Genomic DNA, 22,958 nt, shown 5'->3' with positions numbered 1-22,958 from the left:
AAGCGCGGACCAGGCCAGCAGACTTATAACTTATTGATCTAAAACTCCCACCATAGCCCCGTGTCAGTTTCTGGGTACGCGCCCTCCGGGCGTATTGAGTGTTTCCCCCTCCCCAACGGAAAAACCGGTAAGGAATTTATGTGCGGATTAGCTGGCGAGCTACGTTTTGATCAACAACCTGCCGACCTGGCAGCGATAGAACGCATCACCCATCACCTGGCCCCCCGTGGCCCCGACGCCTGGGGCTTCCACGCTCAGGGGCCGATTGCCCTGGGCCACCGACGCCTGAAAATCATGGACCTGTCGGACGGCTCGGCCCAACCGATGGTCGACGCCCACTTGGGCCTGTCCCTGGCCTTCAATGGCGCCATCTACAATTTCCCGGAACTGCGTGAAGAGCTGGAAGCCTTGGGCTACGCCTTCTATTCCGGCGGCGACACCGAAGTGCTGCTCAAGGGCTATCACGCCTGGGGCGAGGCGCTGCTGCCCAAGCTCAACGGCATGTTTGCCTTCGCCATCTGGGAGCGCGACACCCAGCGCCTGTTTATCGCCCGTGACCGTCTCGGCGTGAAGCCGCTGTACCTGTCGCGCACCGGCCAGCGCCTGCGCTTTGCCTCGGCGCTGCCAGCGCTGCTCAAAGGTGGCGACATCAACCCGATCCTCGATCCGGTAGCGCTCAACCACTACCTGAACTTCCACGCCGTGGTCCCGGCGCCGCGCACCTTGCTGGCGGGCATTGAAAAACTGCCGCCGGCGAGCTGGATGCGCATCCATGCCAACGGCACCACCGAACAGAAAGTCTGGTGGACCTTGCCCTACGGCCCACACAGCGATGAGCAAAACCTGACGCTGCAAGACTGGACCGACCGCGTCCTCGACAGCACCCGCGAAGCCGTGGCCATTCGCCAACGTGCCGCCGTGGATGTGGGTGTGCTGCTCTCCGGTGGCGTCGACTCGAGCATGCTCGTCGGCCTGCTGCGTGAAGCCGGGGTAAAGGACTTGTCGACCTTCTCCATCGGTTTTGAAGACGCCGGCGGCGAGGCTGGCAACGAATTCCAGTATTCGGACCTGATCGCCAAGCACTACGGCACCCGTCACCACCAACTGCGCATCGCCGAAAGCGAGATCATCGAGCAACTGCCGGCGGCGTTCCGCGCCATGAGCGAGCCGATGGTCAGCCACGACTGCATCGCCTTCTACCTGCTGTCGCGGGAAGTGGCCAAGCACTGCAAGGTGGTGCAAAGCGGCCAGGGCGCCGACGAGTTGTTCGCCGGTTACCACTGGTATCCGCAGGTGGACGGCGCCAGTGACCCCTACGCGGCTTATCGGGAGGCGTTTTTCGACCGCAGCTACGACGACTATGCGGCCACCGTCGCACCGCAATGGCTGACCGCCAATGACGCCGCCGGCGACTTCGTACGCGAACATTTCGCTATGCCCGGCGCGACTGCCGCCGTGGACAAGGCGTTGCGCCTGGACAGCACGGTGATGCTGGTGGACGACCCGGTCAAACGCGTCGACAACATGACCATGGCCTGGGGCCTGGAAGCCCGTACACCGTTCCTCGACTACCGCCTGGTGGAGCTGTCGGCCCGTGTGCCGGGCAAGTTCAAGCTGCCCGACGGCGGCAAGCAAGTGCTGAAGGAAGCCGCGCGCCGAGTGATTCCAAGTGAGGTCATCGACCGCAAGAAAGGCTACTTCCCCGTCCCTGGCCTCAAGCATTTGCAAGGCGACACCCTGAACTGGGTACGCGACCTGCTGCTGGACCCCAGCCAGGATCGTGGCCTGTTCAACCCGGCCATGCTCGACCGCCTGCTCACCGACCCGCAGGGCCAACTGACCCCGTTGCGCGGCTCCAAGCTGTGGCAACTGGCGGCGCTGAACCTGTGGCTCAGCGAACAAGGAATCTGATTGATGAAACCTCATGCAGCGGCTTACAACCAACGCCTACTGAGGGGCCAGGCGCCATCCTACGAGCGCCTGCAAGCCCGACTGGCCGAAGATGGCAGCCCGCAGAGCCCTGACCCCATCGCCGTGCATTGCGGCTGGGGGCGCCTGTTGATCGGGCACACCTTCGCCGACCCGTCGAGCCTGGCCCTGGAGTTGCTCAATGAGCAGGCCGGCGAACGGGACATCGCCCTGTACGTGGCCGCGCCCCAGCAGATCCTCGGCATCGATCCGCAGCAGCTGTTCCTCGACCCGTCTGACACCCTGCGCCTGTGGTTCACCGACTATCGCCCGGCGACCCGTGTGTTTCGCGGCTTTCGCATCCGCCGTGTGCAGAGCGACACCGATTGGGAGGCGGTCAACCAGTTATACCAAGCGCGCGGCATGTTGCCCATCGACCCCAACCGCCTGACGCCGCGCCATCAAGGTGGCCCGGTGTATTGGCTGGCTGAGGATGAAGACAGCGGCGCGGTGATCGGCAGCGTGATGGGCCTCAATCACCAGAAGGCGTTTCACGACCCGGAGAACGGCTCCAGCCTGTGGTGCCTGGCAGTCGACCCGCGTTGCACGCGCCCCGGCGTCGGCGAAGTGCTGGTGCGTCACTTGGTCGAGCATTTCATGAGCCGTGGCCTGAGCTACCTGGACCTGTCGGTACTGCACGACAACCGCCAAGCCAAGAACCTCTACGCCAAACTGGGCTTTCGCGCGCTGACCACCTTTGCGATCAAGCGCAAGAACGGCATCAACCAGCCGCTGTTCCTCGGCCCTGGTCCGCAGGCCGGGTTCAATCCGTATGCGCGGATCATTGTCGAAGAGGCGCATCGACGCGGCATCGACGTGCAGGTGGATGACGCCGATGCAGGCTTGTTCACCTTGAGCCACGGCGGTCGCCGCGTACGTTGCCGCGAGTCGTTGAGCGACTTGACCAGCGCCATCAGCATGACCCTGTGCCAGGACAAGAGCCTGACCCACAAGGTGCTCAAGGCCGCCGGCCTGCAACTGCCATCGCAACAATTGGCGGGCAGCGCCGATGACAACCTGGAATTCCTCGACGAACATCTGCGCGTCGTGGTCAAGCCGCTGGATGGCGAGCAGGGCCAAGGCGTGGCGGTGGATTTACAGACCATCGAGCAAGTGCAGCAGGCGATCGAAGCGGCGCAGCGGTTCGACAGCCGCGTGCTGCTGGAAAGCTTTCACGAGGGCTTGGACCTGCGCATCCTGGTGATCGGCTTTGAAGTGGTCGCCGCCGCGATCCGTCGCCCGGCTGAAGTGACCGGCGATGGGCATCACAGCATCGGTGCGTTGATCGAAGCGCAAAGCCGTCGCCGCCAGGCCGCCACGGACGGCGAAAGCAAAATCCCCATGGACGCCGAAACCGAACGCACCCTGCACGCCGCCGGCTACGACTACAACAGCATCCTGCCACGCGGCCAGACCCTGGCCGTGCGCCGCACCGCCAATCTGCACACCGGCGGTTGCCTGGAGGACGTCACTGCAATCCTGCACCCCACGCTGGTGGACGCCGCCGTGCGTGCCGCGCGCGCCCTCGACATCCCCATGGTGGGCCTGGACCTGATGGTGTCCGCCGCCGACCAGCCCGAGTACGTGTTTATCGAAGCCAATGAACGGGCCGGGCTGGCCAATCATGAACCGCAACCGACGGCTGAGCGGTTTGTGGATTTGTTGTTTCCGCACAGTTAGCTGACGGCTTGAGAGGTGCATTGCCTGACCTGGCGCCTTCGCGAGCAAGCCCGCTCCCACATTTACACCGCATTCCCCTGTGGGAGCGGGCGTGCTCGCGAAGGCACTGGCACAAGCACCACCTGACCATAAGCACAGAGGAGTCTTTATGAGCCGAACCATCCCCGAGCCGGACCTGAACTACCTGCAAAAAGTCCTGCTGGAAATGCTCGCCATCCCCAGCCCCACCGGGTTCACCGACACCATCGTGCGCTACGTCGCCGAGCGCCTGGAAGAGTTGGGTATCCCGTTCGAAATGACCCGGCGCGGCACGATCCGTGCCACCCTCAAGGGCCAGAAAAACAGCCCCGACCGCGCGGTGTCCGCGCATTTGGACACCATCGGCGCCGCCGTGCGGGCGATCAAGGACAACGGGCGCCTGACCCTCGCGCCAGTAGGCTGCTGGTCGAGCCGCTTTGCCGAAGGCAGCCGTGTGAGCCTGTTCACCGACAACGGCGTGATCCGTGGCAGCGTGTTGCCGTTGATGGCCTCCGGGCATGCGTTCAACACCGCCGTAGATGAAATGCCGGTGAGCTGGGACCACGTGGAGTTGCGCCTCGACGCCTACTGCGCCACCCGTGCCGATTGTGATTCCCTGGGCATCAGCGTCGGCGACTACGTGGCCTTCGACCCGCTGCCCGAATTCACCGAGAGCGGGCATATCAGCGCCCGCCACCTCGACGACAAAGCCGGCGTGGCCGCCCTGCTCGCCGCACTCAAGGCCATCGTCGACAGTGGCGAGCCGTTGCTGATCGACTGCCACCCGCTGTTCACCATCACCGAAGAGACCGGCAGCGGTGCGGCCGCCGCCCTGCCCTGGGATGTCAGCGAGTTTGTCGGCATCGACATTGCCCCCGTCGCCCCCGGCCAGCATTCCAGCGAGCATGCGGTCAGCGTGGCGATGCAGGATTCCGGCGGGCCGTACGACTATCACCTGTCGCGGCACCTGCTGCGGCTGGCGGCGGACAACGATCTGCCGGTACGCCGCGACCTGTTCCGCTACTACTTCAGTGATGCGCACTCGGCCGTGACCGCCGGCCACGACATCCGCACCGCCCTGTTGGCGTTTGGTTGCGATGCGACCCACGGCTACGAACGCACCCATATCGACAGCCTGGCGGCGTTGAGTCGCCTGCTGGGCGCATACATCCTCAGCCCGCCGGTGTTCGCCAGCGACGCGCAACCGGCCCAGGGTTCACTGGATCGGTTCAGTCACCAGCTGGAACATGAAACGCAAATGGAGAGCGACACGCGGGTACCGTCGGTGGACAGCCTGGTCGGTCAGAAATCCTGAGACTGGCAACCTGGGTCCCGGCGCAGTAGCATCGCCGGGATTCTCCAGCCGAGGCTTGTATGCTGATTCCCTACGACGCACTTGAAGTCGACACCCTGACCCGCCTCATCGAAGATTTCGTCACCCGTGACGGCACCGACAATGGCGACGACACGCCCCTGGAAACCCGCGTATTACGCGTGCGCCAAGCGCTGACCAAAGGCCAGGCGCTGATCGTGTTCGACCCGGAAAGCGAGCAATGTCAGTTGATGCTCAAGCACGACGTGCCCAAGCATCTGTTCGACTGAGAAGGTTATGGGTTGGTAACGGCGGGGGTTTCTGTGGCTTGGCGTTCGAGGATTTTCTGATACACCTCGGCACGATGCACATTGACCCCCACCGGCGCCTGGACGCCGAATTTCACCTGTGAGCCATTCAACTCGACGATGTGCAAGGCGATGTCATCGCCGATGGAGATGATTTCGCCTACAGCGCGGCTTAGTACCAGCATGGCGGTTGCCCTTTGAGAGTGACAGGACCTTGACCATGCGCGCTTGCAAGGGAGTGCAGCAATGGCTTGCGGCAAAATCAGGCGAGGCCTACATCAACAGGTAATTTACCTGACAGACTACGGCTAAAAATGTGGGAACGGGCTTGCTCACGAATGCGGTATATCGGCTACACATTCAGTGACTGACACTCCACTTTCGCGAGCAAGCCCGCTCCCACACAAGCCCGCTCCACATTTACACCAGGGCTGCGCTCAAGCTTTGGTGGCTTGCGCCTTGGCGCGCATCTTGTCGGCCATGGTGGTCATTTCGTCATACAGCAACTGCGGGTTCTTCTGCTTCAACGCCCAGGCCATCCGCCCCTGTTCGTGGGGCAAGATCATGAATTCGCCTTCAGCCACACGCTGGTAGATGTAATCGGCAATATCCGCCGCCGAAATCGGCGAGCTTTCGAGCAGTTTGCCTACCTGGGCCTTCATCGCCGGGGTCGGGCCACGGAACGAGTCCAACAGGTTGGTCTGGAAGAACGACGGGCACACCACATGCACCCCGACGTTCTGTTGCTTGAGCTCCACCAGCAGGCTTTCCGACAACGCCACCACACCGGCCTTGGCCACGTTGTAGTTGCTCATGGCCGGGCCCTGCATCAGCGCGGCCATCGAAGCGATATTGATGATGCGGCCCTGGCTCTTTTCCAGCAGCGGCAGGAACGCCTTGCAGCCCTTGACCACGCCCATCAGGTTGATTGCGATCTGCCAGTCCCAGTCCTCCAGGGACAGTTCGGCGAAGAACCCGCCCGAGGCCACACCGGCATTGTTGACGATCACATCGATGCCGCCGAGCTTGACTTCGCAAGCCTGGGCAAACGCGGTGAGCTGGCTGTAGTCGCGCACGTCGCAGCGTTGCACGAAGCCGTCGCCACCCGCCTCGCGCACCAGCTTGAGGGTTTCCTGCAAGCCCGGTTCGCTGACATCCGACAAGGCCAGCTGCCAGCCCTCGCGAGCCCAGCGCAGAGCGATTTCACGACCCAAGCCGGACCCGGCGCCAGTGATCATCATGCGATTTTGCATAGGAAGTAGCCTTGTGGTTCACGGAAGAAGTGATCGGCAGTGTAGCGAAGGTTATTCCTGCACCCACGCACCATCAGATTGATGAATGCCCCAGGCAAACCCACGGCCGGGTCGGAGCATTGACGCAGGGGTAAGTTCAATCTTTTTCAACTAAGTCGATGCTTTAAAAGAAATAAGCAAGTTTGCAAAAAGCTTTAAAAAAACTTGGAATTTTCCGCACAACAACACAGTCGGAGTTGTTAAGGCGCCTGCAATTAAACGTGCAAGCCTATCGCTCAATAACCAGAAGGAAGTAACCCATGAGCCTTATTCTGATCATCATCCTGATCCTCCTGCTGGTCGGCGGCCTGCCGGTATTCCCGCACTCCCGCAATTGGGGTTATGGCCCGTCGGGTATCCTCGGCGTCGTCCTGGTAGTGTTGCTGGTGCTGTTGTTACTCGGCCGGATATAAACACCAGGCAAAAAAAGAGGCCCTCTAGAGGGCCTCTTTTTTATTGCCGGTTAGTTAGTCCGGTTTGCCATCCACGACGCCAGCGGTGTTATCCAACAGGCTCTTGGTGGCGGTCTGCAGGAACGACTCAAGTTTCTGCTTGAGTGCGGCCTCGTCCGGCGAATCGGGAATCACTTTACCAGTCGGCTCGGCGCCCAGTTCGTATTCCCACAGCTTCGGTGGCATTTCCTTGGGCAGTACCAGGATGCGGTCTGCGGTGACCAGGGCCACGGTCTGATCGCTGCCCGAAGGCTTGATCACGCCGAAGCCCTTGTCGCCTTCCGGCAGGTTCAGCAGGTCACGGCCCCAGCACTGGTGCAGGGTGTCGCCACCCAGGCGGCCCATGATGGTCGGCACGATGTCGATCTGGGTGCCCACGGTGTGGTCACGCTCGCCGAACTTTTCCTGCACGCCCGGTGCGATCATCAGCATCGGCACGTTGAAGCGGCCCAGGTCCATCTCGGTGATCTGCTGTTCGTTGCCGAAGCCGTGGTCGCCCACGATGACGAACAGGGTTTCCTTGAAGTACGGCTCTTTGCGGGCCTTCTCGAAGAACTGGCCCAGGGCCCAGTCGGAGTAGCGCATGGCCGTCAAATGCTCGTTGAGGCTGCCACGGTCGGTGACCTTCTCGACCGGCAATGGGGTCGGCAATGCGTACGGCGTGTGGTTGGACAGGGTTTGCAGCAGGGCATAGAACGGCTTGCCGCCTTCACGGGCTTTCAACTCTTCCAGGCCACGGTTGAACATGTCCTGGTCGGACACACCCCACGTCGGGTCGGAGAACACCGGGTCGACGAAGTCGTTACGGCCGATGAAGTTGGTCATGCCCTGGTTGCTGAAGAAACCCGACTGGTTGTCCCAGGCGAAATCGCCGTTGTAGACATACACGTCGTCAAACTTGCGCGCGCTGAGCAGCTGCGGCAGGCCCGACAGCTTGTGGCTGCCTTCCGGGGTCTGCATCAGGTATTCGAAGCCCGGCAGGTTCGGGAAGCAGGCCATGGTGGCAAACATACCCTGGTGGGTGTGGGTGCCGTTGGAGAAGAAACGGTCGAACAGCAGGCCTTCCTTGGACAGTTTGTCGAAGTACGGCGTGATGTTGCCCGGACGGCCCAGGGCGCCCACCGAGTGACCGGCGAAGCTTTCCATCAGGATCACGACCACGTTCTTGATCGGCAGTGTCTTCTCGGCCGGTGGCGTGTAGTCGCGGCGCACGGCAGCGGTGTCGGTATCCACCAGTTTTTCCTGTGGCAGTACCAGCATGTCGCGCACGGTCTGGGTCGCCAGCGGCTGGTCCAGGGTGGCCTTCCAGATGTTCGAACGATCTTCGGAGAAGCGCGACTTGGCCGCCGCGATCAGCGACAACGTGCCGTTGAGGCCCAGTTGGTTGGCGAAGTTGGAGTCGGTGGTGTACACGTCACCCCAACGCAGCGGCGGGCCCTGGCGCAGGGTGCCGCGGGCGGCGACAACGGCGATCAACAGGCAGACCACGAACACCGCGATGCGGCTGTACCACGGCGCCACCTGGCGGGTGCCGATGCTGCCGCCGCTGAATGGGCCGCGTGGGCGTGTCGCACGGTCGGCGCCTTTGAAGGCGATGCTCAGGATCAGCGTGCCCACGGCCCAGGCCAACAGGTAGCGCACCACCGGGAAACCGTACCAGAGCATGCTCATCACGGTTTTCGGGTCTTCCTTCACGTACTGGAAGACCAGGCCGTTGAGGCGCTGGTGGAACTCGCGGTAGAAGTCCATTTCCATCAGGCCGAGGAACAGCGCGATGCTCGACGCCACCGTCAGCCAGAACCGGAAGAACCCGCGCGCGGCCATGGCCCGTACGCTGAACAATGCCAGCAGCAGCGGGATGATCAGGTAGACCACCAGGCGGATGTCCAGGCGCAGGCCATTGCCGAACGCTTCGAGGAAGGTCGAGGCCGGTGTGTCGAGGATCATCTCGCGGTTGTACACCAGCAGCGCCAGGCGCAGCAGCGAGAACATCACCATCATGACCAGTGCGCAGAGCAGCGTGTACGCCAGATGGGATTTGACGGTCGGTTGCAGCAGGCGAGTTGAAGCTCGCTGCTGATTCAGGGCGTCCGGGTTTGCCATGTCGTTTTAGGACCCATTGGAAGTTTAAGTGGCTGGATAATGCAGTGGCGCGAATGGTGCCCGATCAACAGCAGCAAGGCTATTAATTACTGAGCGCGCACACCTGCCCCACCGTGACGGCACTTGAGATAGAGCCCCGGCGGGAAGGAAATCTGGCGAATTGTCTTGGATGGAATGTGAAAATTGTGTGTAGCGAATATTTCGATACACAAATCTCATGACTGTACTGAAACCATTGTGGGAACGGGCTTGCTCGCGGATACGGCGTGTCAGTCACAGATGCTTTGACTGGCACACCCCATTCGCGAGCAAGCCCGCCCCCACATCGACGGCGCTTGCTCTAGATCCTTTGAGTGATCAGATGCGCACGTTGCCCCGTGGCCCGGCGATGGCCCAGATGATCAAGCCCAGTACCGGCAACAACAGGATCAACAGAATCCACAGCACTTTGGCACCGGTGCTCGCGCCGCTTTTGAACACGTTGATGATCGCCCAGATGTCCAGCGCAAGGATGATCAGCCCGATCAAGCCATTAAAAGTGGAACCCATGGTGTCGCTCCTAAAGTGAGGGCATGCACTTGTAGGATAGTCAGCCCTGACGGGGGTTCCGTTTTATTTCAGACGTGTAGGGCGATTCGTAGAGCTTCCAGCGAAGGCTCGGCCTTGATGCCGACTTCGGCACACAGTTCCAGCACGCGCGGCAGGTCGTTGCCGTACACCAGCACCGCCTGGATCTCGTCATCCAGCAATTCGCTGAAGTTGAGCAGCACGTAGCCACCGTCTTGTGGGCTCAGGGCGCTCATCTGGATCTGGATGCGGTTCAGTGCGGTCAGGGCTTCAGTCTTGGCCAGTTGCTTGGGCTTGAGGTTGAACGCCACGCCCGGGCCGAAGGAGGCGACGATCTGCGCGAACAGGTCGCCATAGGTGTCGGCCTGGAACAGCACGGTGTCCGGCAGGCTGCCGACCACAACCCATTCACCCAGTGGGATCGGGAAGCTGTCGTCGTAGTTGATGTCCGGGTTGGCCGCCAGAAACGCCGCCGGGTCCGCGTAGGCCTGGGCCGCTTCGTCGGCGATGCGCGCCACCTCGTCCTCACCCATGACGCCGGCGCTGATTTTGCTGATGAGTTCGACGAGGGCGGTTTTCATGGCGATGGTCCTGTGGCGGGCGGGTTTTCGAGGGCGCGTAGCCTACACCAGTTTCTGCAAGCGCGCCGCCGTATCCACCGCGCCCATGGTGTGTGCCGCCGCCAGTGCGGTGGCGCCCTGGGCGTCAGCGGCCTGGGGGTTGGCGCCCTGGCCGAGCAGGTAGTCGAGCATTTCGACGCGGTTGAACATCGCCGCCAGCATCAACGCGGTACGCCCATCGGAAGACGCCGCATCCACCGGCGCGCCGCCTTCGATCAGCGCCTTGACCACGTCCAGGTTGCCCTTGAACGCGGCGCCGGCAATCGGCAGCTGGTTCTTGTCGTTGGGGATCTGCGGGTCGGCCTTGAATTCCAGCAGCACTTTTACCGCTTCGGCATGGCCGTGGTACGCCGCGAGCATCAACAAGGTGTCACCATTGTGGTTGCGCAGGTTGGCCGGCAAGCCCTTGGCCAGCAGCGCGGCGAGCATCGCGGCGTCGCCCCGGCGCGCGACATCAAAGACCTGTTCGGCAAATTCGGCGGCTTCGGTTTCGGTCATTTGTTTGGACATGTGAGGGGCTCCTTGTCTGATGCTGTATAGGGCGCCAGTGTCGCTACGGAGTTCCTCACTGTCATGGTTTTTTTGCCAAAAGCCGCCATAGGCAGAATCAATAACGCGGCTTTTAATAACGGAAGTGGCCGCCCTGGATCTGCGCCAACAACTGCCCGGTCACCGGCACATAGCAGTCGGAGCCCGGCAACCAGGCGTAGACCGGGTCGTTTCCGGCTTTGTCCGGGTCGAACGCCTCCTCCTTGAGCTTGACCTTCTGGTACTTGAAGGTCCCGGTGGTCTCCATCTTCACCTTGATCCGCAGGAACAGCGGCACCGCATAGTGCGGCAACTGGCCGTGGGCAAATTGCAGCAACTCGCGCATGTCCAGCGAAGCCAGCGACTCGCTTGGGGTAATCGCAACCATGCCTGCGCGGCCGTTGGTGTTTTCGATCTCCACCCCGTAGGCCACCACCTCGGCGATCTGCGGGTGTTGCAGCAGGATGTTCTCGACCTCGGTGGTGGAGACGTTCTCGCCCTTCCAGCGATAGGTGTCCCCCAGGCGATCGACAAACTGCGCATGGCCAAAGCCGATGCTGCGCAGCAAATCGCCGGTGTTGAAGTAACGGTCACCCTTCTCGAACACGTCGGTGAGGATTACCTTGCGGTTCTTTTCCGGATCGGTGTAGCCATCGAACGGGGATTTTTCATCGATGCGCGCCAGCAATAGGCCCTGCCCGCCCGTCTGCACCTTGCGCATAAAGCCATCGCTGCCACGCAACGGCTCACCGCTGTCGTGGGCGTAGTCCACCAGCGCCCAGTGTTGCAGGCAAAAGCCGATGGTGTTGTCGAAATTCAGTACGTTGGTGAAGCCGATGTTACCGTCGCTGGCGGCATACAACTCGCAGATATGCTCGACGCCATAGCGCTGCTTGAACTGCGCCCACACGCCGGGACGCAGGCCGTTGCCGACCATCTTGGTCACGCGGTTGTCACGGTCGTTTGCGCTGGCAGGCTGGTCGAGCAGGTAGCGGCACAACTCGCCGACATACCCCAAGGTGGTTGCGTTGAACTTGCGCACATCGTCCCAGAACTGGCTGGCGCTGAATTTGCGCCGGATGGCGAAACCCGACGCGCCGACAATCGCCGAGCCCCAGCACACACACAGGCCGGTGGCGTGATACAGCGGCAAGGTGCAATAGAGGACGTCGTCCGGGCCCATGTCCAGGGCAATGCTGCCGAAACTGACGGCGGTCTTGGTCCAGCGCCCGTGCTTCATGATGCCGGCCTTGGGCAGGCCCGTGGTGCCGGAGGTGTAGATATAGAAGCAGGGGTCATTGAAAAAGATCTGCGCGGTGCTGGCCGGGTTGCCCTCCGGGCTCTCGGCGCTGGCGGCCAGCAGGTCGACATAACCCGCAGGCAGCGCACTCGAGGCCTGATCGGCGACAAACCAGGTGCGCTCGGCCGGGATCGCCACGTGTTCACGTACCGCGTCATAGGGCCCAACCAATTCCGCCCCCACCACAATCGCCACCGGCCTCACCAGGTTCAGGCTGTGCACCAGCGCGGCCTGGGTCTGCGCGGTATTCAGCATCGCGCAGACGCCGCCGATCTTGGCCACGGCCAGCACGTTCAGCAGCAATTCGGGACGGTTTTCGATAAACAGCGCCACCACGTCACCCTTGCGGATGCCTTGGGCCTGCAGGTGATGAGCGATACGGTTGGCGCGGCGGTTGGTTTCGCGGTAGCTGAGCACCTGATCGCCGTACAACAACGCGATGCCGTCCGGATTGCGCAAGGTGGCCTGCTCGAAGTGCCAGCCCAGGCCGCAGGGCTGCGCCGGGTCGGTGACGTTGGCGGCACGCATGCCACGCAGGACCCGCGGCAAGGCGCGAACAATGGCGGGCACCTTACGCAGCAGCATGCCCCAACTGATCATGTCGTTTTGCGGGTGGCTCATGGAGGAACGTCCTTTTTCTTATTGTTCGTATGCGTTGCAGGAAAATACGTCAGCCGTTCTGGCGCTGTACACGCGGGATTTGAAAAGTTTTGTATCCCATCGGGCAGGCCATGAAAAAAAGGAATTTAGCGACGCGCAGGCAGTCTTTAAACATATCGGCACGCCAAAGCACCGCCCTGAGCAGCGCAAAATGCAGGATGCATGATGGCCATTCATGCAAATTGCACGAAAACGAAAATTTCCATTTTTTATATCTTATTGATTTATAACGATATTTTTCAATATCACTAGATGGCACAATCACTGCACCTATCACTCCATGCTTGCCAACTTGAGCCAACGGAGCTGATAGACATGAGCCTGATCCAAGATAAATTCGCTTCAGTATTCTCCAACTACGACGTCACCACTCAGCCACGTCCCGACGGCGGCATCCTGTTGACCCTGCGCAACAGCGAAGGCAAGCAGGTCAAGCGCTCGATCTCTTACCAGCAATTGCACACCGCCGACCAACTGACGTGGGTGATCAGCGCGATTCGCCGCGACCTGGCCGAACAAGCCAGCGATCTGCCGCAGATTTCCATGCTGCAAAGCCAGAACCGCTTTGCCTTGCCGACTTATCACTCAGCCTGAGTGACAGGTACAAAAAGGCCGCGACGCCCCCAGGTGTCGCGGCCTTTTTTTTCGGTTCAGCACAGCCCTTGGCGTGCCGCTGCATTCAGCGCCTGTACGCGGTTGTTGACGTCCAGCTTGCCGTAGATATTGCGCAGGTGGAACTTGACCGTGGCTTGAGAGGTGCTGCGAATCTGGCTGATCTCCCAGACGGTCTTGCCCTCCGAAGCCCATCGCAGGATGACCCGCTCCGTGGGCGTCAAGGGCTTGCCGGACAAGTTCAGACGTCTTCTCACAGCGGTGGGCACGGAATACGGCAACGATTCCTCGGGGACGCTCATGAGGTGCTCTCCTTTTTATTAGCTGATGCTCCATCACCCTTCGGATTGCTCCTATTGACAGGCGATATAAACACTGAGGCCGGAGAGCGTTACATAACGAATAGTATTAGTGCGTAGGGTCAACAATAAACATCCGAACCCTACAACTAAATAAGGCACTTCCCACAGAAACTTCCACCTTGCCAGGGTTGAACATTCAAGGATTAGTGCTTAGTCATCCAAACCGGGAAACCGTCGGGCAATGTCATCGCCGCTGAACTCGGGGACCCGGACAGTCGTTGCATTGAACAAACGCAGTGCCACTACGTGCGGGTTCTCCCCCATGTCAAACCAATGTGGCAATCCGGCCGGGACGACCAGCAGGTCGTTTTTCTCACAACGCACGGCGTACACGTAGTCGCCAATGTGCAGGCTAAACAAGCCTTGGCCGGCGAGGAAAAAACACGCGGCGTCTTCACTGTAACGATGCTCATCGAGGAACTGCGCACGCAGCTGCGCCTTTTGCGGATGATCGCCGCTGACACTGAACACTTGTACGCCTGCATAACCCGAAGCGTCGATCTGCGCCTGGTACGCCGCGATCATTTGCGCGTCGCTGGCGCCCTTTTCGATAGGGCTCGGCTGCCAACGCTCGAAACGCACGCCATGCTCGGCCAACGTCACCGCGATGTCATCGAGGTGGGTCAGGACTTTGTTCGGGGTATCCGGCGAAGCAACGTGGTAGACGGCGACATAACTCATTGCACGGTTCCTTTGTTGGGCTCTTGCAATCGAAGGCCAATGATAATGGCGGCGGCCAGCGCCGCGATGCTGGCAATACTAAAGGTCAGGGTCGGCCCCAACAGGTTCCAGCTGTAGCCGGAGTACAACGCGCCCAGCGCGCCGCCGGTGCCAGCCAGTGCGGCGTACAGCGCCTGGCCCTGGCCTTGTTGTTTGGCGCCGAAGCTGCGTTGCACAAAGGCAATCGCCGCCGCATGAAAGCTGCCGAAGGTGGCGGCATGCATCACCTGCGCCAGCAACAGCACCCAGAAAAATTCGGCAAACGTGCCCAGGAGCAACCAGCGCAGCGCCGCCAACAAAAAGCTCGCCAGCAGCACCCGACGGATGGAAAAGCGCGTGAGGATGCGGCTCATGCCCAGGAACATCAGCACCTCAGCCACTACGCCCAACGCCCAGAGCAGGCCGATCACCCCACGGGCGTAGCCCAAATGTTCAAGGTGCAGCGTAAGAAAGGTGTAGTACGGGCCATGGCTCATTTGCATCAGCGCCACGCAGGCATAAAACGCCAGCACGCCAGGGCTGCGCAATTGCTTGAGGAAACCATCGCCGGCCAAGCGGTTGCCGTGGCTGGCGGGTTGCGCGTTCGGCACCCACAGGCTGGCGCCGATGATGCCGGCCATGATCACCACGACCACCACCGGGTAAATATCCAGGCTCAGCCAGTCGAACAGGCGCCCCATGATGACCACGGTGAGGATAAAGCCGATGGAACCCCACAGGCGGATCTGGCTGTAGCGCGCGGTCTGTTGTTGCAGGTGGGCCAGGGTGATCACTTCAAACTGCGGCAGCACCGCATGCCAGAAGAAGGCGTGCAGAGCCATAACCAGGGCCAGCCAGGCGTAGGTCTTGCTGACGAAGATCAGGGAAAAACTGATAAGGGTGCACACCGCGCCGAACCGCACGATGGCCAGGCGCCGCCCGGTGTAGTCGCCGAGCCAGCCCCACAGGTTGGGCGCCACGCAGCGCATCAACATGGGGATGGCCACCAGCTCGCCGATGCGCGCGCTGGTGAATCCCAGGTGGTCGAAGTACAGGGCCAGGAATGGCGCGGTCGCCCCCAGCAAGGCGAAATAGAACAGGTAGAAGCTGGAGAGGCGCCAGTAGGGGAGCGTCATGTCTGTTGGGGTTGGGGCTGCTTCGCAGCCCACAGAGAGCAAGCTCCCTCGCCACAACAGGCTGTCACAGTTGGCCCAGCACCGGGGTGTCGACGCGGACGTCGGCGTTTTGCCCACGATTGCGCAGCAGGTGGTCCATCAGCACGATGGCCATCATGGCTTCGGCAATCGGCGTGGCACGGATGCCGACGCACGGGTCATGACGCCCCTTGGTGATCACGTCCACCGGGTTGCCGTGTACGTCAATGGAACGGCCCGGCGTGGTGATGCTCGACGTGGCCTTCAGCGCCAGGTGCGCCACGATCGGCTGGCCGGACGAAATGCCACCGAGGATGCCGCCGGCATTGTTGCTGAGGAAACCTTGCGGGGTCAGCTCGTCACGGTGCTCGGTGCCGCGCTGGGACACGCAGGCAAAGCCGGCGCCGATTTCCACTCCTTTCACGGCGTTGATGCTCATCAGCGCATGGGCCAGTTCGGCGTCGAGGCGGTCGAAGATCGGCTCGCCCAGGCCCGGTTTCACGCCCTCGGCAACCACGGTGATCTTGGCGCCGACCGAATCCTGGTCGCGGCGCAACTGGTCCATGTAGGCTTCCAGTTCCGGCACCTTGTCCGGGTCGGGGCTGAAGAAGGCGTTGTCTTCGACGCTGTCCCAGGTCTTGAACGGGATCTCGATCGGGCCCAGCTGGCTCATGTAGCCACGGATCACGATGCCCTGGGTGGCCAGGTATTTCTTGGCAATGGCACCCGCGGCCACGCGCATCGCGGTTTCGCGCGCCGAGCTGCGGCCACCGCCACGGTAGTCGCGCTCGCCGTATTTGTGGTGGTAGGTGTAGTCGGCGTGGGCCGGGCGGAACAGGTCCTTGATCGCCGAGTAGTCCTTGGACTTCTGGTCGGTGTTGCGGATCAACAGGCCGATGGCGCACCCGGTGGTGCGGCCTTCGAACACGCCGGAGAGGATCTCGACTTCGTCCGGCTCCTGGCGCTGGGTGGTGTGGCGGCTGGTGCCGGGCTTGCGGCGGTCGAGGTCACGCTGCAGGTCTTCCAGGGACAGCTCGAGGCCGGGCGGGCAGCCGTCGACAATGGCGACCAACGCCGGGCCATGGCTTTCGCCCGCGGTGGTGACAGTGAACAGCTTGCCGAAGGTATTGCCGGACATGCAGGGCGCTCCGTGAAATCAGTTGTAATCACTCAGGGGTGATAACCAAGCGCGCCAGTATACGCGGGCCAACCGACTAGTTCATCCTCGAAACCTTCCGGGTAGACATTGGTCGAACCGGCACCTCCTACGATGATGGCGCGATGATGCTTCGAGTTTTACTGCTGACCCTCACCCTGTTTACCGCCGTGGCCCATGCCGCCTCCCCCGTGGTGCTGCAACGGCCGATCAGCCTGGACACCGGCAGCGGCGAGCTGTTTGGTTCATTGCTGCTGCCCCAATCCGACAAACCGGTGCCAGTGGTGCTGATCATCGCCGGTTCCGGCCCCACCGACCGCAATGGCAACAGCGCCGACGGCGCCCGCAACGACAGCCTCAAGCGCCTGGCCTGGGTACTGGCGCGGCACAACATCGCCAGCGTGCGCTACGACAAGCGCGGCGTCGCCGCCAGCCTGGCCGCCACCCCCGACGAACGCAACCTGACCCTCGACGCCTACGTGGCCGACGCCGTGGCCTGGGGCAAGCTGCTCAAGGCCGACCCGCGCATGGGCCCGCTGGTCGTGCTGGGACATAGCGAAGGTGCATTGGTCGCGGCCCTCGCCGCGCCGCAGCTGGAACCGGCGGGAGTGATTTCGTTGTCCGGCAGTGCAAGGCCAGTCGATCAGGTGATCCGCCAACAGTTGGCCGATCACCTGCCCCCTGCCCTGCTGCTGCGCAGCAATCAAATCCTCGACCACCTCAAGGCCGGCCAGGTGGATGCGGACGTACCGGACCCGTTGCAAGGTATTTTCCGACCGAGTGTGCAACCGTATCTGATCAGCCTGTTCCGCGCCGACCCATCGGCCGCCTTTGCCAGACTGGATATGCCGGCGCTGATCATCCAGGGCACCAACGACATCCAGGTAGGCGTGGCGGATGCCCGGCAACTGAAGCAGGCCAAGCCCGACGCGCAGCTCGTGCTGATTGAGGGCATGAACCACGTGATGCGCATCGTGCCCAACGACGTGAAGCAGCAATTGGCCTCCTACAACAACCCGCAATTACCCCTCGCCGCCGAGCTGGGCAACCGCGTGGTGCGCTTTATCGCCGGACTTCAGCCCCGTTAAGCGACAATTTGCCTCCAGTCCTGCAGAAAGCGGCCGATAAGCGGGTGTCGACCGCAAAAAGACTGTCGACTTGCAGGGCTTGGACAGGATCGCGCCGCATGACAACCACAGAAGCAACACCGGAACCCACCGCCGACACCAAGGCTGAAAACACCGAGGCCGTCGACGCGGCGCCCCTGCCGTGGGCGGATGTTCAGGCCGAGCATTTCAAGATGCTGCGCCTCGCGCCCCTGGCCACCGACCGTGCGACCGGCGTGCGGCCGCTGCGTTTCGTGCAATTTGGCTATGCCGAGCGCAATGACGCGCATCACAGCCTGTTGCGCATGGTCATCCAGTTGCCGGGGCAACGGGTGCGCCGCGAGCAGAATCACCTGGATGTGTGGGTTGATCACGATAAACACCGCGTGCACTTCGGCCCGGGCAACAGCCTCGAAATCGAACCGCCCAACCGCGGCCTGGGGCGCTTCCTGGTGGCCCAAGGCGCGGCGTGGGCGAAGAAACGATGGGCCAGCTACCGCATCGACGGCGTAGACCTGTCCAACAAGGACGCGCTGAACGAAGCAACGCGCCTGCGTCGCGACCACTTCCTGCGGGTCCACGGTTTTGATGTGGCCTACGCCGATGTGCAGCACCTCAAGGGCAACGTGCAGCCGGGCAAGGTCGGCGATGTGCTAGAGAGCTGGAACACCGAGAAGGTGCAGTTCGTCGAGATCCTTGAAGCGGCGCAGATGCTGCAACAGGCTGAGCAGAACCTGGCGGAGCAGGAAATCAAGCTGCGCAAGGAAGAGGAAAAGGTCACCAAGTTCAAGCGCGAAGACAGCGGGCTGCGCTTTACCATTACCTGCCTGGTGGCGTTTACCGTGTTCCAGGCGGGGCTGCTGATCTGGATTGCCACGCACCGCTGACAGCGGGGTGAAATGCAATCAACCTGTGGAAACGGGCTTGTGTGGGAGCGGGCTTGCTCGCGAAAGCCGTAGATCAGCCAATACATCCGATGACTGGTCCACCGCATTCGCGAGCAAGCCCGCTCCCACACTGCCCCTGTTCCTACAGGGATAGACGGGTCAGACCCTGGCGGCAAACACCGCCTGATGCTGGCGGCACTGCTCCGCCGTCAGCATGAACACCCCGTGCCCACCGCGCTGGAAGTCCAGCCAGGCAAAGTCGACTTCCGGGTACAACGCCTCGACATGCACCTGGCTATTGCCCACTTCAACGATCAACAGGCCCTTCTCGTTCAGATGATCCGCCGCTTCGGCCAGCATGCGCCGCACCAGGTTCAAACCATCGTCACCGCAGGCCAGGCCCAACTCAGGCTCGTGCTGGTATTCGTCGGGCATGTCGGCGAAGTCTTCAGCGTCCACATACGGCGGGTTCGACACGATCAGATCAAAGCGCTGGCCCGGCAGGCCATCGAAACCGTCACCCTGCACGGTGTAGACGCGCTCATCGACGCCATGGCGCTCGATATTCTGGTTGGCCACTTCCAGCGCTTCGAAGGACAGGTCAGCCAGTACCACTTCGGCGTCCTGGAACTCGTAAGCACAGGCGATACCGATGCAACCGGACCCCGTGCACAGGTCGAGAATGCGTGCCGGCGCCTGGGCCAGCCAGGGTTCGAAGCGGTTTTCGATCAGCTCGCCAATGGGTGAGCGCGGGATCAGCACGCGCTCATCGACGATAAACGACATGCCGCAGAACCACGCCTCCTTCAACAGGTAGGCGGTAGGAACACGCTCGTGGATACGGCGATGCAGCAAGCGCTGCACATGGGAGACTTCCTCTTCTTCGAGATTGCAGTCCAGGTAGCTGTCGGCAATTTCCCACGGCAAATTCAAGGCACCAAGCACCAATTGGCGGGCTTCGTCCCAGGCATTGTCGGTGCCATGGCCAAAAAACAGGTCTTCCCCATGGAAACGGCTGACAGCCCAACGGATGTGGTCGCGCAAGGTGCGCAGGCGGGAAGTGATCACGGGGGCAGACTCCTGGAAAAAACGACTGGCGATTCTAGCAGCCTTCGCCTGTACCGACGATGTACGAAACGCCGCCGCCATCCGTCGGATTTCATCCAAATTGCCATCATTGCGTTAAACAAGCCCACCTCTTGACATCGCTGCACGTCAACAACGGCGTACCTTACGATGGTAGCGATTCACAGAACCGCTCAGCCAGTGGACAATGTCGCAAAAGCCCCCCTCACAGGAGCCCCAGAATGTCCGTTCCAAAGACGATGTTTCAACTCAGCGGTCGCGGTTACGCAGCAGCCAATCTCAACCATGCGACCCTCGTGATCATCGACGCCCAGAAGGAATACCTCAGCGGCCCACTCGCCCTCTCGGGCATGGACGCCGCGGTCGACAACATCAAGCAACTGGTTGCAGCGGCGCGCCACGCCGGGCGCCCGATTGTGCATGTGCGTCACCTGGGCACCGTCGGCGGCCTGTTCGACCCTCAGGGCGAGCGCGGCGAGTTCATTCCTGGCCTTGAGCCAGTGGGCGACGAAACCATCATCGGCAAGCTGCTACCCAGCGCCTTCCACGGCACCGGCCTGGAAAAACACCTGCAAGACCTGGGGTCCCTGGACTTGATCGTGGCCGGTTTCATGAGCCACTCCAGCGTCAGCACCACCGTGCGCGCCGCCAAGAACCTGGGCTTTCGCTGCACCCTGGTGGAAGACGCCTGCGCCACCCGCGACCTGCCCTACAAAGGTGGCATCCTGAGCGCCGAACACGTGCAGCAAACCGAAATGGCCATCATGGCCGACAACTTCGCCACCCTCGCGTTGACCAAAGATCTGATCTGATCGTCCTGCCGGTGAGCGGCGTGTTTATGGCCCCGCTCATCCGCAAAGCCTTCTCATTTGGCGCATTTAGCCCTCCCCCCGGAACAACCTGTGTATTGTCCGGTCGAAGGGCCGATACCCTGGAGGAAAGGTCGGAATGAAGATATCCGATGGTTTTGATGCTCGTCGCTTGCGCCCCAAGGGCCCGAGCAACTGGCGTCTGCGCCTGGTGGCGGGCTTTGCTGCGCTGCTGGCGATCGTAGGTCTGTTGTTGGCCGGTGCTGGTGGCGCCGGTTTATTTGGCCACTCACCGGCCCTTGGCGAACTGAATGCCAGCCCCGGCGGCTCGGCGATTCTGCTGGGGACCGGGCTGCTGGTACTGTGGTTGGGAGTGTGGTTGTGGCGACGCAGCCGTCGGAAAATGCGCCAACCGTTGTCGCTGAACATCTCCGCACACCTGATGAAAAAGCACGACTGATGGCGCTTGGATAGCGTTTCCTGCGCCCTGGCCGCCGCGATTTAGGTAAACTGCCCGCCCTTCGCGGAGGCTGACATGCAAGACGACGATTTTTCCCTGTTCAAAAACGAGCTGCGCGGCGTCAAGCCGATCAAGCACGACCGTGCCGACACCGGCAAACCCAAGGCCGACCGCGCGCAGATCGCCAAGCTGCGCCAGGCCGCGACCGTGCGCACCGATGCCACCACCGTGGATGGCCTGTCGGACCAGTTCGTGATCGATGTCGGCCCCGAAGACGAACTGATGTGGGCCCGCGACGGCGTGCAGGAAAGCCAGATGCGCAAGCTCAAGGTCGGGCAGATCCCCTTCGAAGGCAGCCTCGACCTGCACGGCATGACCGTGGAGAAAGCCCGCGAAACCCTCTGGGCCTTCCTCGCCGAAGCGACCAAATTCGAGATCCGCTGCGTGCGCGTCACCCACGGCAAGGCCGTGCGGCTCGATGGCAAGCGCCCGATGATCAAAAGCCACGTCAACACCTGGCTGCGCCAGCATGCCCAAGTGCTCGGCTTCACCTCATGCCAGGCCCGCCATGGTGGGGCCGGTGCGGTGTATGTGATGCTCAAGCGCACCATGATGGAAGGGCGTGACGAGTAACCGGTGCCATCGTCAGGCTTGCAGCGTTGTGTCCGCCACCGTAACCTTGCGCTTTGCAAAAATCCCACAGGTAGTTTCATGTCCCTGGAACAGAATTACACCGCGATCCTCGGCCAACTCGGCGAGGACGTTTCCCGCGAGGGCCTGCTCGACACGCCAAAGCGTGCCGCCAAGGCGATGCAGTACCTCTGCCGCGGTTATGAGCAGACCCTGGAAGAAGTCACCAACGGTGCCTTGTTCAGCTCTGACAACAGCGAAATGGTGCTGGTCAAGGACATCGAGTTGTACTCGTTGTGCGAACACCACCTGCTGCCGTTCATCGGCAAGGCCCACGTCGCGTATATCCCGAGCGGCAAAGTGCTGGGCCTGTCGAAGGTCGCGCGGATTGTCGACATGTACGCGCGCCGCCTGCAGATCCAGGAGAACCTCAGCCGCCAGATCGCCGATGCCGTGATGCAAGTCACCGGCGCCCTGGGCGTGGCCGTGGTGATCGAGGCCAAGCACATGTGCATGATGATGCGTGGTGTGGAGAAACAGAATTCGTCGATGATCACTTCGGTGATGCTGGGTGAGTTCCGCGAAAACGCGGCGACCCGCAGCGAATTCCTCAGCCTGATCAAGTAAGCGGCTGGGTAGGAAAAAACCGGCGTTCATCGTCGGTTTTTTTTCGCCTGCAGAAATCAGGTAAGCTGCGGCCCCTTCTTCATGGGCAAGAGGTTTCAGCCATGTTCGTCAAAGCACTTCGTGTGGGCCTCGGCCACATCATCATCGCGGGCGACTTTCTAACGCGCCCAAGCAAAAAGCAGCGTTCGGCCGAGCAACAGGCTCAGGTCAACGCAGCGGCCAAGGAGTTGACGCTGTATCAGTTCCACGCCTGCCCGTTCTGCGTGAAGACCCGCCGCACCCTGCACCGCCTGAATGTGCCGGTGGCGTTGAAGGACGCGAAAAACAACGAACAGGACCGCCAGACCCTGCTGGAGCAAGGCGGCAAGATCAAGGTGCCGTGCCTGCGCATTGAAGAACATGGCCAGGTCACGTGGATGTATGACTCCAAGGTGATCATTGATTACCTGGACAAGCGGTTTGCCGCGATCTGACAGGCTGGCACAGATCAAAATGTGGGAGCGGGCTTGCTCGCGAATGCGGTGTGTCAGTCACAGATATTTCAACTGACACACCGCATTCG

26 protein-coding genes are annotated in these 22,958 nt (G+C 61.7%); 14 read left to right on the top strand and 12 right to left on the bottom strand.

Translation table 11 applies throughout. The annotated features are described in order from the left end of the window. The first annotated feature begins 138 nt into the window (after nucleotides 1-138). The 4 genes from OPU96_RS20300 to OPU96_RS20285 all read left to right on the top strand — a co-directional run bounded on the left by OPU96_RS20300 (nucleotide 139) and on the right by OPU96_RS20285 (nucleotide 5,268). Nucleotides 139-1,911: an N-acetylglutaminylglutamine amidotransferase gene (locus OPU96_RS20300; protein ID WP_498559558.1), complete on the top strand. Its 1,773-nt coding sequence runs from the start codon at nucleotides 139-141 to the stop codon at nucleotides 1,909-1,911. Nucleotides 1,912-1,914: 3 nt separating this feature from the next. Further along, nucleotides 1,915-3,648 (top strand): N-acetylglutaminylglutamine synthetase, encoded by a 1,734-nt coding sequence (gene ngg / locus OPU96_RS20295; RefSeq protein ID WP_498559557.1) that lies wholly within the window; start codon nucleotides 1,915-1,917, stop codon nucleotides 3,646-3,648. Between the two features lie 148 nt (nucleotides 3,649-3,796). Further along, on the top strand, nucleotides 3,797-4,981 hold the full coding sequence (locus OPU96_RS20290; protein WP_192296913.1) for an osmoprotectant NAGGN system M42 family peptidase: 1,185 nt from the start codon (nucleotides 3,797-3,799) through the stop codon (nucleotides 4,979-4,981). A 59-nt stretch (nucleotides 4,982-5,040) separates the two neighbouring features. Then, on the top strand, nucleotides 5,041-5,268 hold the full coding sequence (locus tag OPU96_RS20285; protein WP_003192759.1) for a YheU family protein: 228 nt from the start codon (nucleotides 5,041-5,043) through the stop codon (nucleotides 5,266-5,268). A 5-nt stretch (nucleotides 5,269-5,273) separates the two neighbouring features. Here OPU96_RS20285 and csrA read toward each other — a convergent pair whose 3' ends face one another. Both csrA and OPU96_RS20275 read right to left on the bottom strand, forming a co-directional pair. Beyond that, nucleotides 5,274-5,471, bottom strand: a complete 198-nt coding sequence (csrA, locus tag OPU96_RS20280) for a carbon storage regulator CsrA (protein WP_226455055.1) — start codon at nucleotides 5,469-5,471, stop codon at nucleotides 5,274-5,276. A gap of 252 nt (nucleotides 5,472-5,723) precedes the next feature. Further along, nucleotides 5,724-6,539 carry an SDR family oxidoreductase gene (locus OPU96_RS20275; RefSeq protein ID WP_226455054.1) on the bottom strand — a complete coding sequence of 272 codons (816 nt, stop codon included), beginning with the start codon at nucleotides 6,537-6,539 and terminating at the stop codon, nucleotides 5,724-5,726. Nucleotides 6,540-6,838: 299 nt separating this feature from the next. On the opposite strand from OPU96_RS20275, the gene OPU96_RS20270 reads away from it, so the two are divergent. Continuing rightward, nucleotides 6,839-6,991 carry a DUF3309 family protein gene (locus OPU96_RS20270; protein ID WP_015885095.1) on the top strand — a complete coding sequence of 51 codons (153 nt, stop codon included), beginning with the start codon at nucleotides 6,839-6,841 and terminating at the stop codon, nucleotides 6,989-6,991. Nucleotides 6,992-7,045: 54 nt separating this feature from the next. Here the strand turns inward: OPU96_RS20270 and OPU96_RS20265 are convergent, their stop codons facing one another. The 5 genes from OPU96_RS20265 to OPU96_RS20245 all read right to left on the bottom strand — a co-directional run bounded on the left by OPU96_RS20265 (nucleotide 7,046) and on the right by OPU96_RS20245 (nucleotide 12,769). Then, nucleotides 7,046-9,133 carry an LTA synthase family protein gene (locus OPU96_RS20265; RefSeq protein WP_498559556.1) on the bottom strand — a complete coding sequence of 696 codons (2,088 nt, stop codon included), beginning with the start codon at nucleotides 9,131-9,133 and terminating at the stop codon, nucleotides 7,046-7,048. A 357-nt stretch (nucleotides 9,134-9,490) separates the two neighbouring features. Continuing rightward, on the bottom strand, nucleotides 9,491-9,682 hold the full coding sequence (locus OPU96_RS20260) for a PLDc N-terminal domain-containing protein (RefSeq protein ID WP_003172956.1): 192 nt from the start codon (nucleotides 9,680-9,682) through the stop codon (nucleotides 9,491-9,493). A 68-nt stretch (nucleotides 9,683-9,750) separates the two neighbouring features. Then, a complete protein-coding gene (locus tag OPU96_RS20255) occupies nucleotides 9,751-10,281 on the bottom strand; it encodes a hypothetical protein (protein ID WP_192296917.1) in 531 nt (176 codons plus the stop codon). A 42-nt stretch (nucleotides 10,282-10,323) separates the two neighbouring features. Continuing rightward, nucleotides 10,324-10,830 (bottom strand): ankyrin repeat domain-containing protein, encoded by a 507-nt coding sequence (locus OPU96_RS20250; protein WP_305391274.1) that lies wholly within the window; start codon nucleotides 10,828-10,830, stop codon nucleotides 10,324-10,326. Nucleotides 10,831-10,942: 112 nt separating this feature from the next. After that, nucleotides 10,943-12,769 (bottom strand): long-chain-acyl-CoA synthetase, encoded by a 1,827-nt coding sequence (locus tag OPU96_RS20245; protein WP_498559555.1) that lies wholly within the window; start codon nucleotides 12,767-12,769, stop codon nucleotides 10,943-10,945. On the opposite strand from OPU96_RS20245, the gene OPU96_RS20240 reads away from it, so the two are divergent. Beyond that, nucleotides 12,768-12,974 carry a hypothetical protein gene (locus OPU96_RS20240; RefSeq protein ID WP_498559554.1) on the top strand — a complete coding sequence of 69 codons (207 nt, stop codon included), beginning with the start codon at nucleotides 12,768-12,770 and terminating at the stop codon, nucleotides 12,972-12,974. The two genes, OPU96_RS20245 and OPU96_RS20240, sit on opposite strands and share 2 nt — an antisense overlap. 149 nt (nucleotides 12,975-13,123) lie before the next feature. Then, on the top strand, nucleotides 13,124-13,402 hold the full coding sequence (locus tag OPU96_RS20235; RefSeq protein ID WP_010208870.1) for a DUF3509 domain-containing protein: 279 nt from the start codon (nucleotides 13,124-13,126) through the stop codon (nucleotides 13,400-13,402). A 56-nt stretch (nucleotides 13,403-13,458) separates the two neighbouring features. Here the strand turns inward: OPU96_RS20235 and OPU96_RS20230 are convergent, their stop codons facing one another. The 4 genes from OPU96_RS20230 to aroC all read right to left on the bottom strand — a co-directional run bounded on the left by OPU96_RS20230 (nucleotide 13,459) and on the right by aroC (nucleotide 16,773). After that, entirely contained in the window at nucleotides 13,459-13,722 is a 264-nt protein-coding gene (locus tag OPU96_RS20230) for a response regulator transcription factor (RefSeq protein ID WP_192296921.1), read from the bottom strand. A gap of 210 nt (nucleotides 13,723-13,932) precedes the next feature. After that, nucleotides 13,933-14,463, bottom strand: a complete 531-nt coding sequence (locus OPU96_RS20225; RefSeq protein ID WP_498559553.1) for a 1,2-dihydroxy-3-keto-5-methylthiopentene dioxygenase — start codon at nucleotides 14,461-14,463, stop codon at nucleotides 13,933-13,935. Further along, complete coding sequence (locus tag OPU96_RS20220) at nucleotides 14,460-15,617, bottom strand: MFS transporter (RefSeq protein ID WP_305391278.1); 1,158 nt, start codon at nucleotides 15,615-15,617, stop codon at nucleotides 14,460-14,462. Before OPU96_RS20220 ends, OPU96_RS20225 begins: the two co-directional genes overlap by 4 nt. A 64-nt stretch (nucleotides 15,618-15,681) precedes the next feature. Continuing rightward, on the bottom strand, nucleotides 15,682-16,773 hold the full coding sequence (aroC, locus tag OPU96_RS20215; protein ID WP_192296924.1) for a chorismate synthase: 1,092 nt from the start codon (nucleotides 16,771-16,773) through the stop codon (nucleotides 15,682-15,684). A gap of 143 nt (nucleotides 16,774-16,916) precedes the next feature. Between aroC and OPU96_RS20210 the strand changes: the two genes are divergently transcribed. Further along, nucleotides 16,917-17,879: an alpha/beta hydrolase gene (locus OPU96_RS20210; protein ID WP_305391279.1), complete on the top strand. Its 963-nt coding sequence runs from the start codon at nucleotides 16,917-16,919 to the stop codon at nucleotides 17,877-17,879. Between the two features lie 98 nt (nucleotides 17,880-17,977). Next, complete coding sequence (locus tag OPU96_RS20205) at nucleotides 17,978-18,784, top strand: hypothetical protein (RefSeq protein ID WP_192296926.1); 807 nt, start codon at nucleotides 17,978-17,980, stop codon at nucleotides 18,782-18,784. A gap of 159 nt (nucleotides 18,785-18,943) precedes the next feature. On the opposite strand, the gene prmB is transcribed toward OPU96_RS20205, so the two are convergent. Then, nucleotides 18,944-19,852: a 50S ribosomal protein L3 N(5)-glutamine methyltransferase gene (gene prmB, locus OPU96_RS20200; protein ID WP_498559552.1), complete on the bottom strand. Its 909-nt coding sequence runs from the start codon at nucleotides 19,850-19,852 to the stop codon at nucleotides 18,944-18,946. A 239-nt stretch (nucleotides 19,853-20,091) separates the two neighbouring features. Here prmB and OPU96_RS20195 point away from each other — a divergent pair, with 239 nt between their 5' ends. The 5 genes from OPU96_RS20195 (at nucleotide 20,092) to OPU96_RS20175 (ending at nucleotide 22,869) form a co-directional block, all read left to right on the top strand. Further along, nucleotides 20,092-20,682 carry a cysteine hydrolase family protein gene (locus OPU96_RS20195; protein WP_192296928.1) on the top strand — a complete coding sequence of 197 codons (591 nt, stop codon included), beginning with the start codon at nucleotides 20,092-20,094 and terminating at the stop codon, nucleotides 20,680-20,682. 136 nt (nucleotides 20,683-20,818) lie between these two features. Further along, nucleotides 20,819-21,139 carry a hypothetical protein gene (locus OPU96_RS20190; protein WP_192296929.1) on the top strand — a complete coding sequence of 107 codons (321 nt, stop codon included), beginning with the start codon at nucleotides 20,819-20,821 and terminating at the stop codon, nucleotides 21,137-21,139. A 75-nt stretch (nucleotides 21,140-21,214) separates the two neighbouring features. Continuing rightward, nucleotides 21,215-21,772 carry a Smr/MutS family protein gene (locus OPU96_RS20185; protein ID WP_032888029.1) on the top strand — a complete coding sequence of 186 codons (558 nt, stop codon included), beginning with the start codon at nucleotides 21,215-21,217 and terminating at the stop codon, nucleotides 21,770-21,772. Between the two features lie 78 nt (nucleotides 21,773-21,850). Then, complete coding sequence (gene folE, locus OPU96_RS20180; RefSeq protein WP_003442011.1) at nucleotides 21,851-22,396, top strand: GTP cyclohydrolase I FolE; 546 nt, start codon at nucleotides 21,851-21,853, stop codon at nucleotides 22,394-22,396. Nucleotides 22,397-22,497: 101 nt separating this feature from the next. Next, nucleotides 22,498-22,869, top strand: coding sequence for a glutathione S-transferase N-terminal domain-containing protein (locus tag OPU96_RS20175; protein ID WP_192296930.1), 372 nt, complete (start codon nucleotides 22,498-22,500; stop codon nucleotides 22,867-22,869). The last annotated feature ends 89 nt before the right edge of the window (nucleotides 22,870-22,958 follow it).

Source organism: Pseudomonas sp. RP-B7 (assembly GCF_059803535.1).
Note: the sequence above shows the minus strand (reverse complement) of the source record. Positions and strands in the feature narration are given on the sequence as shown.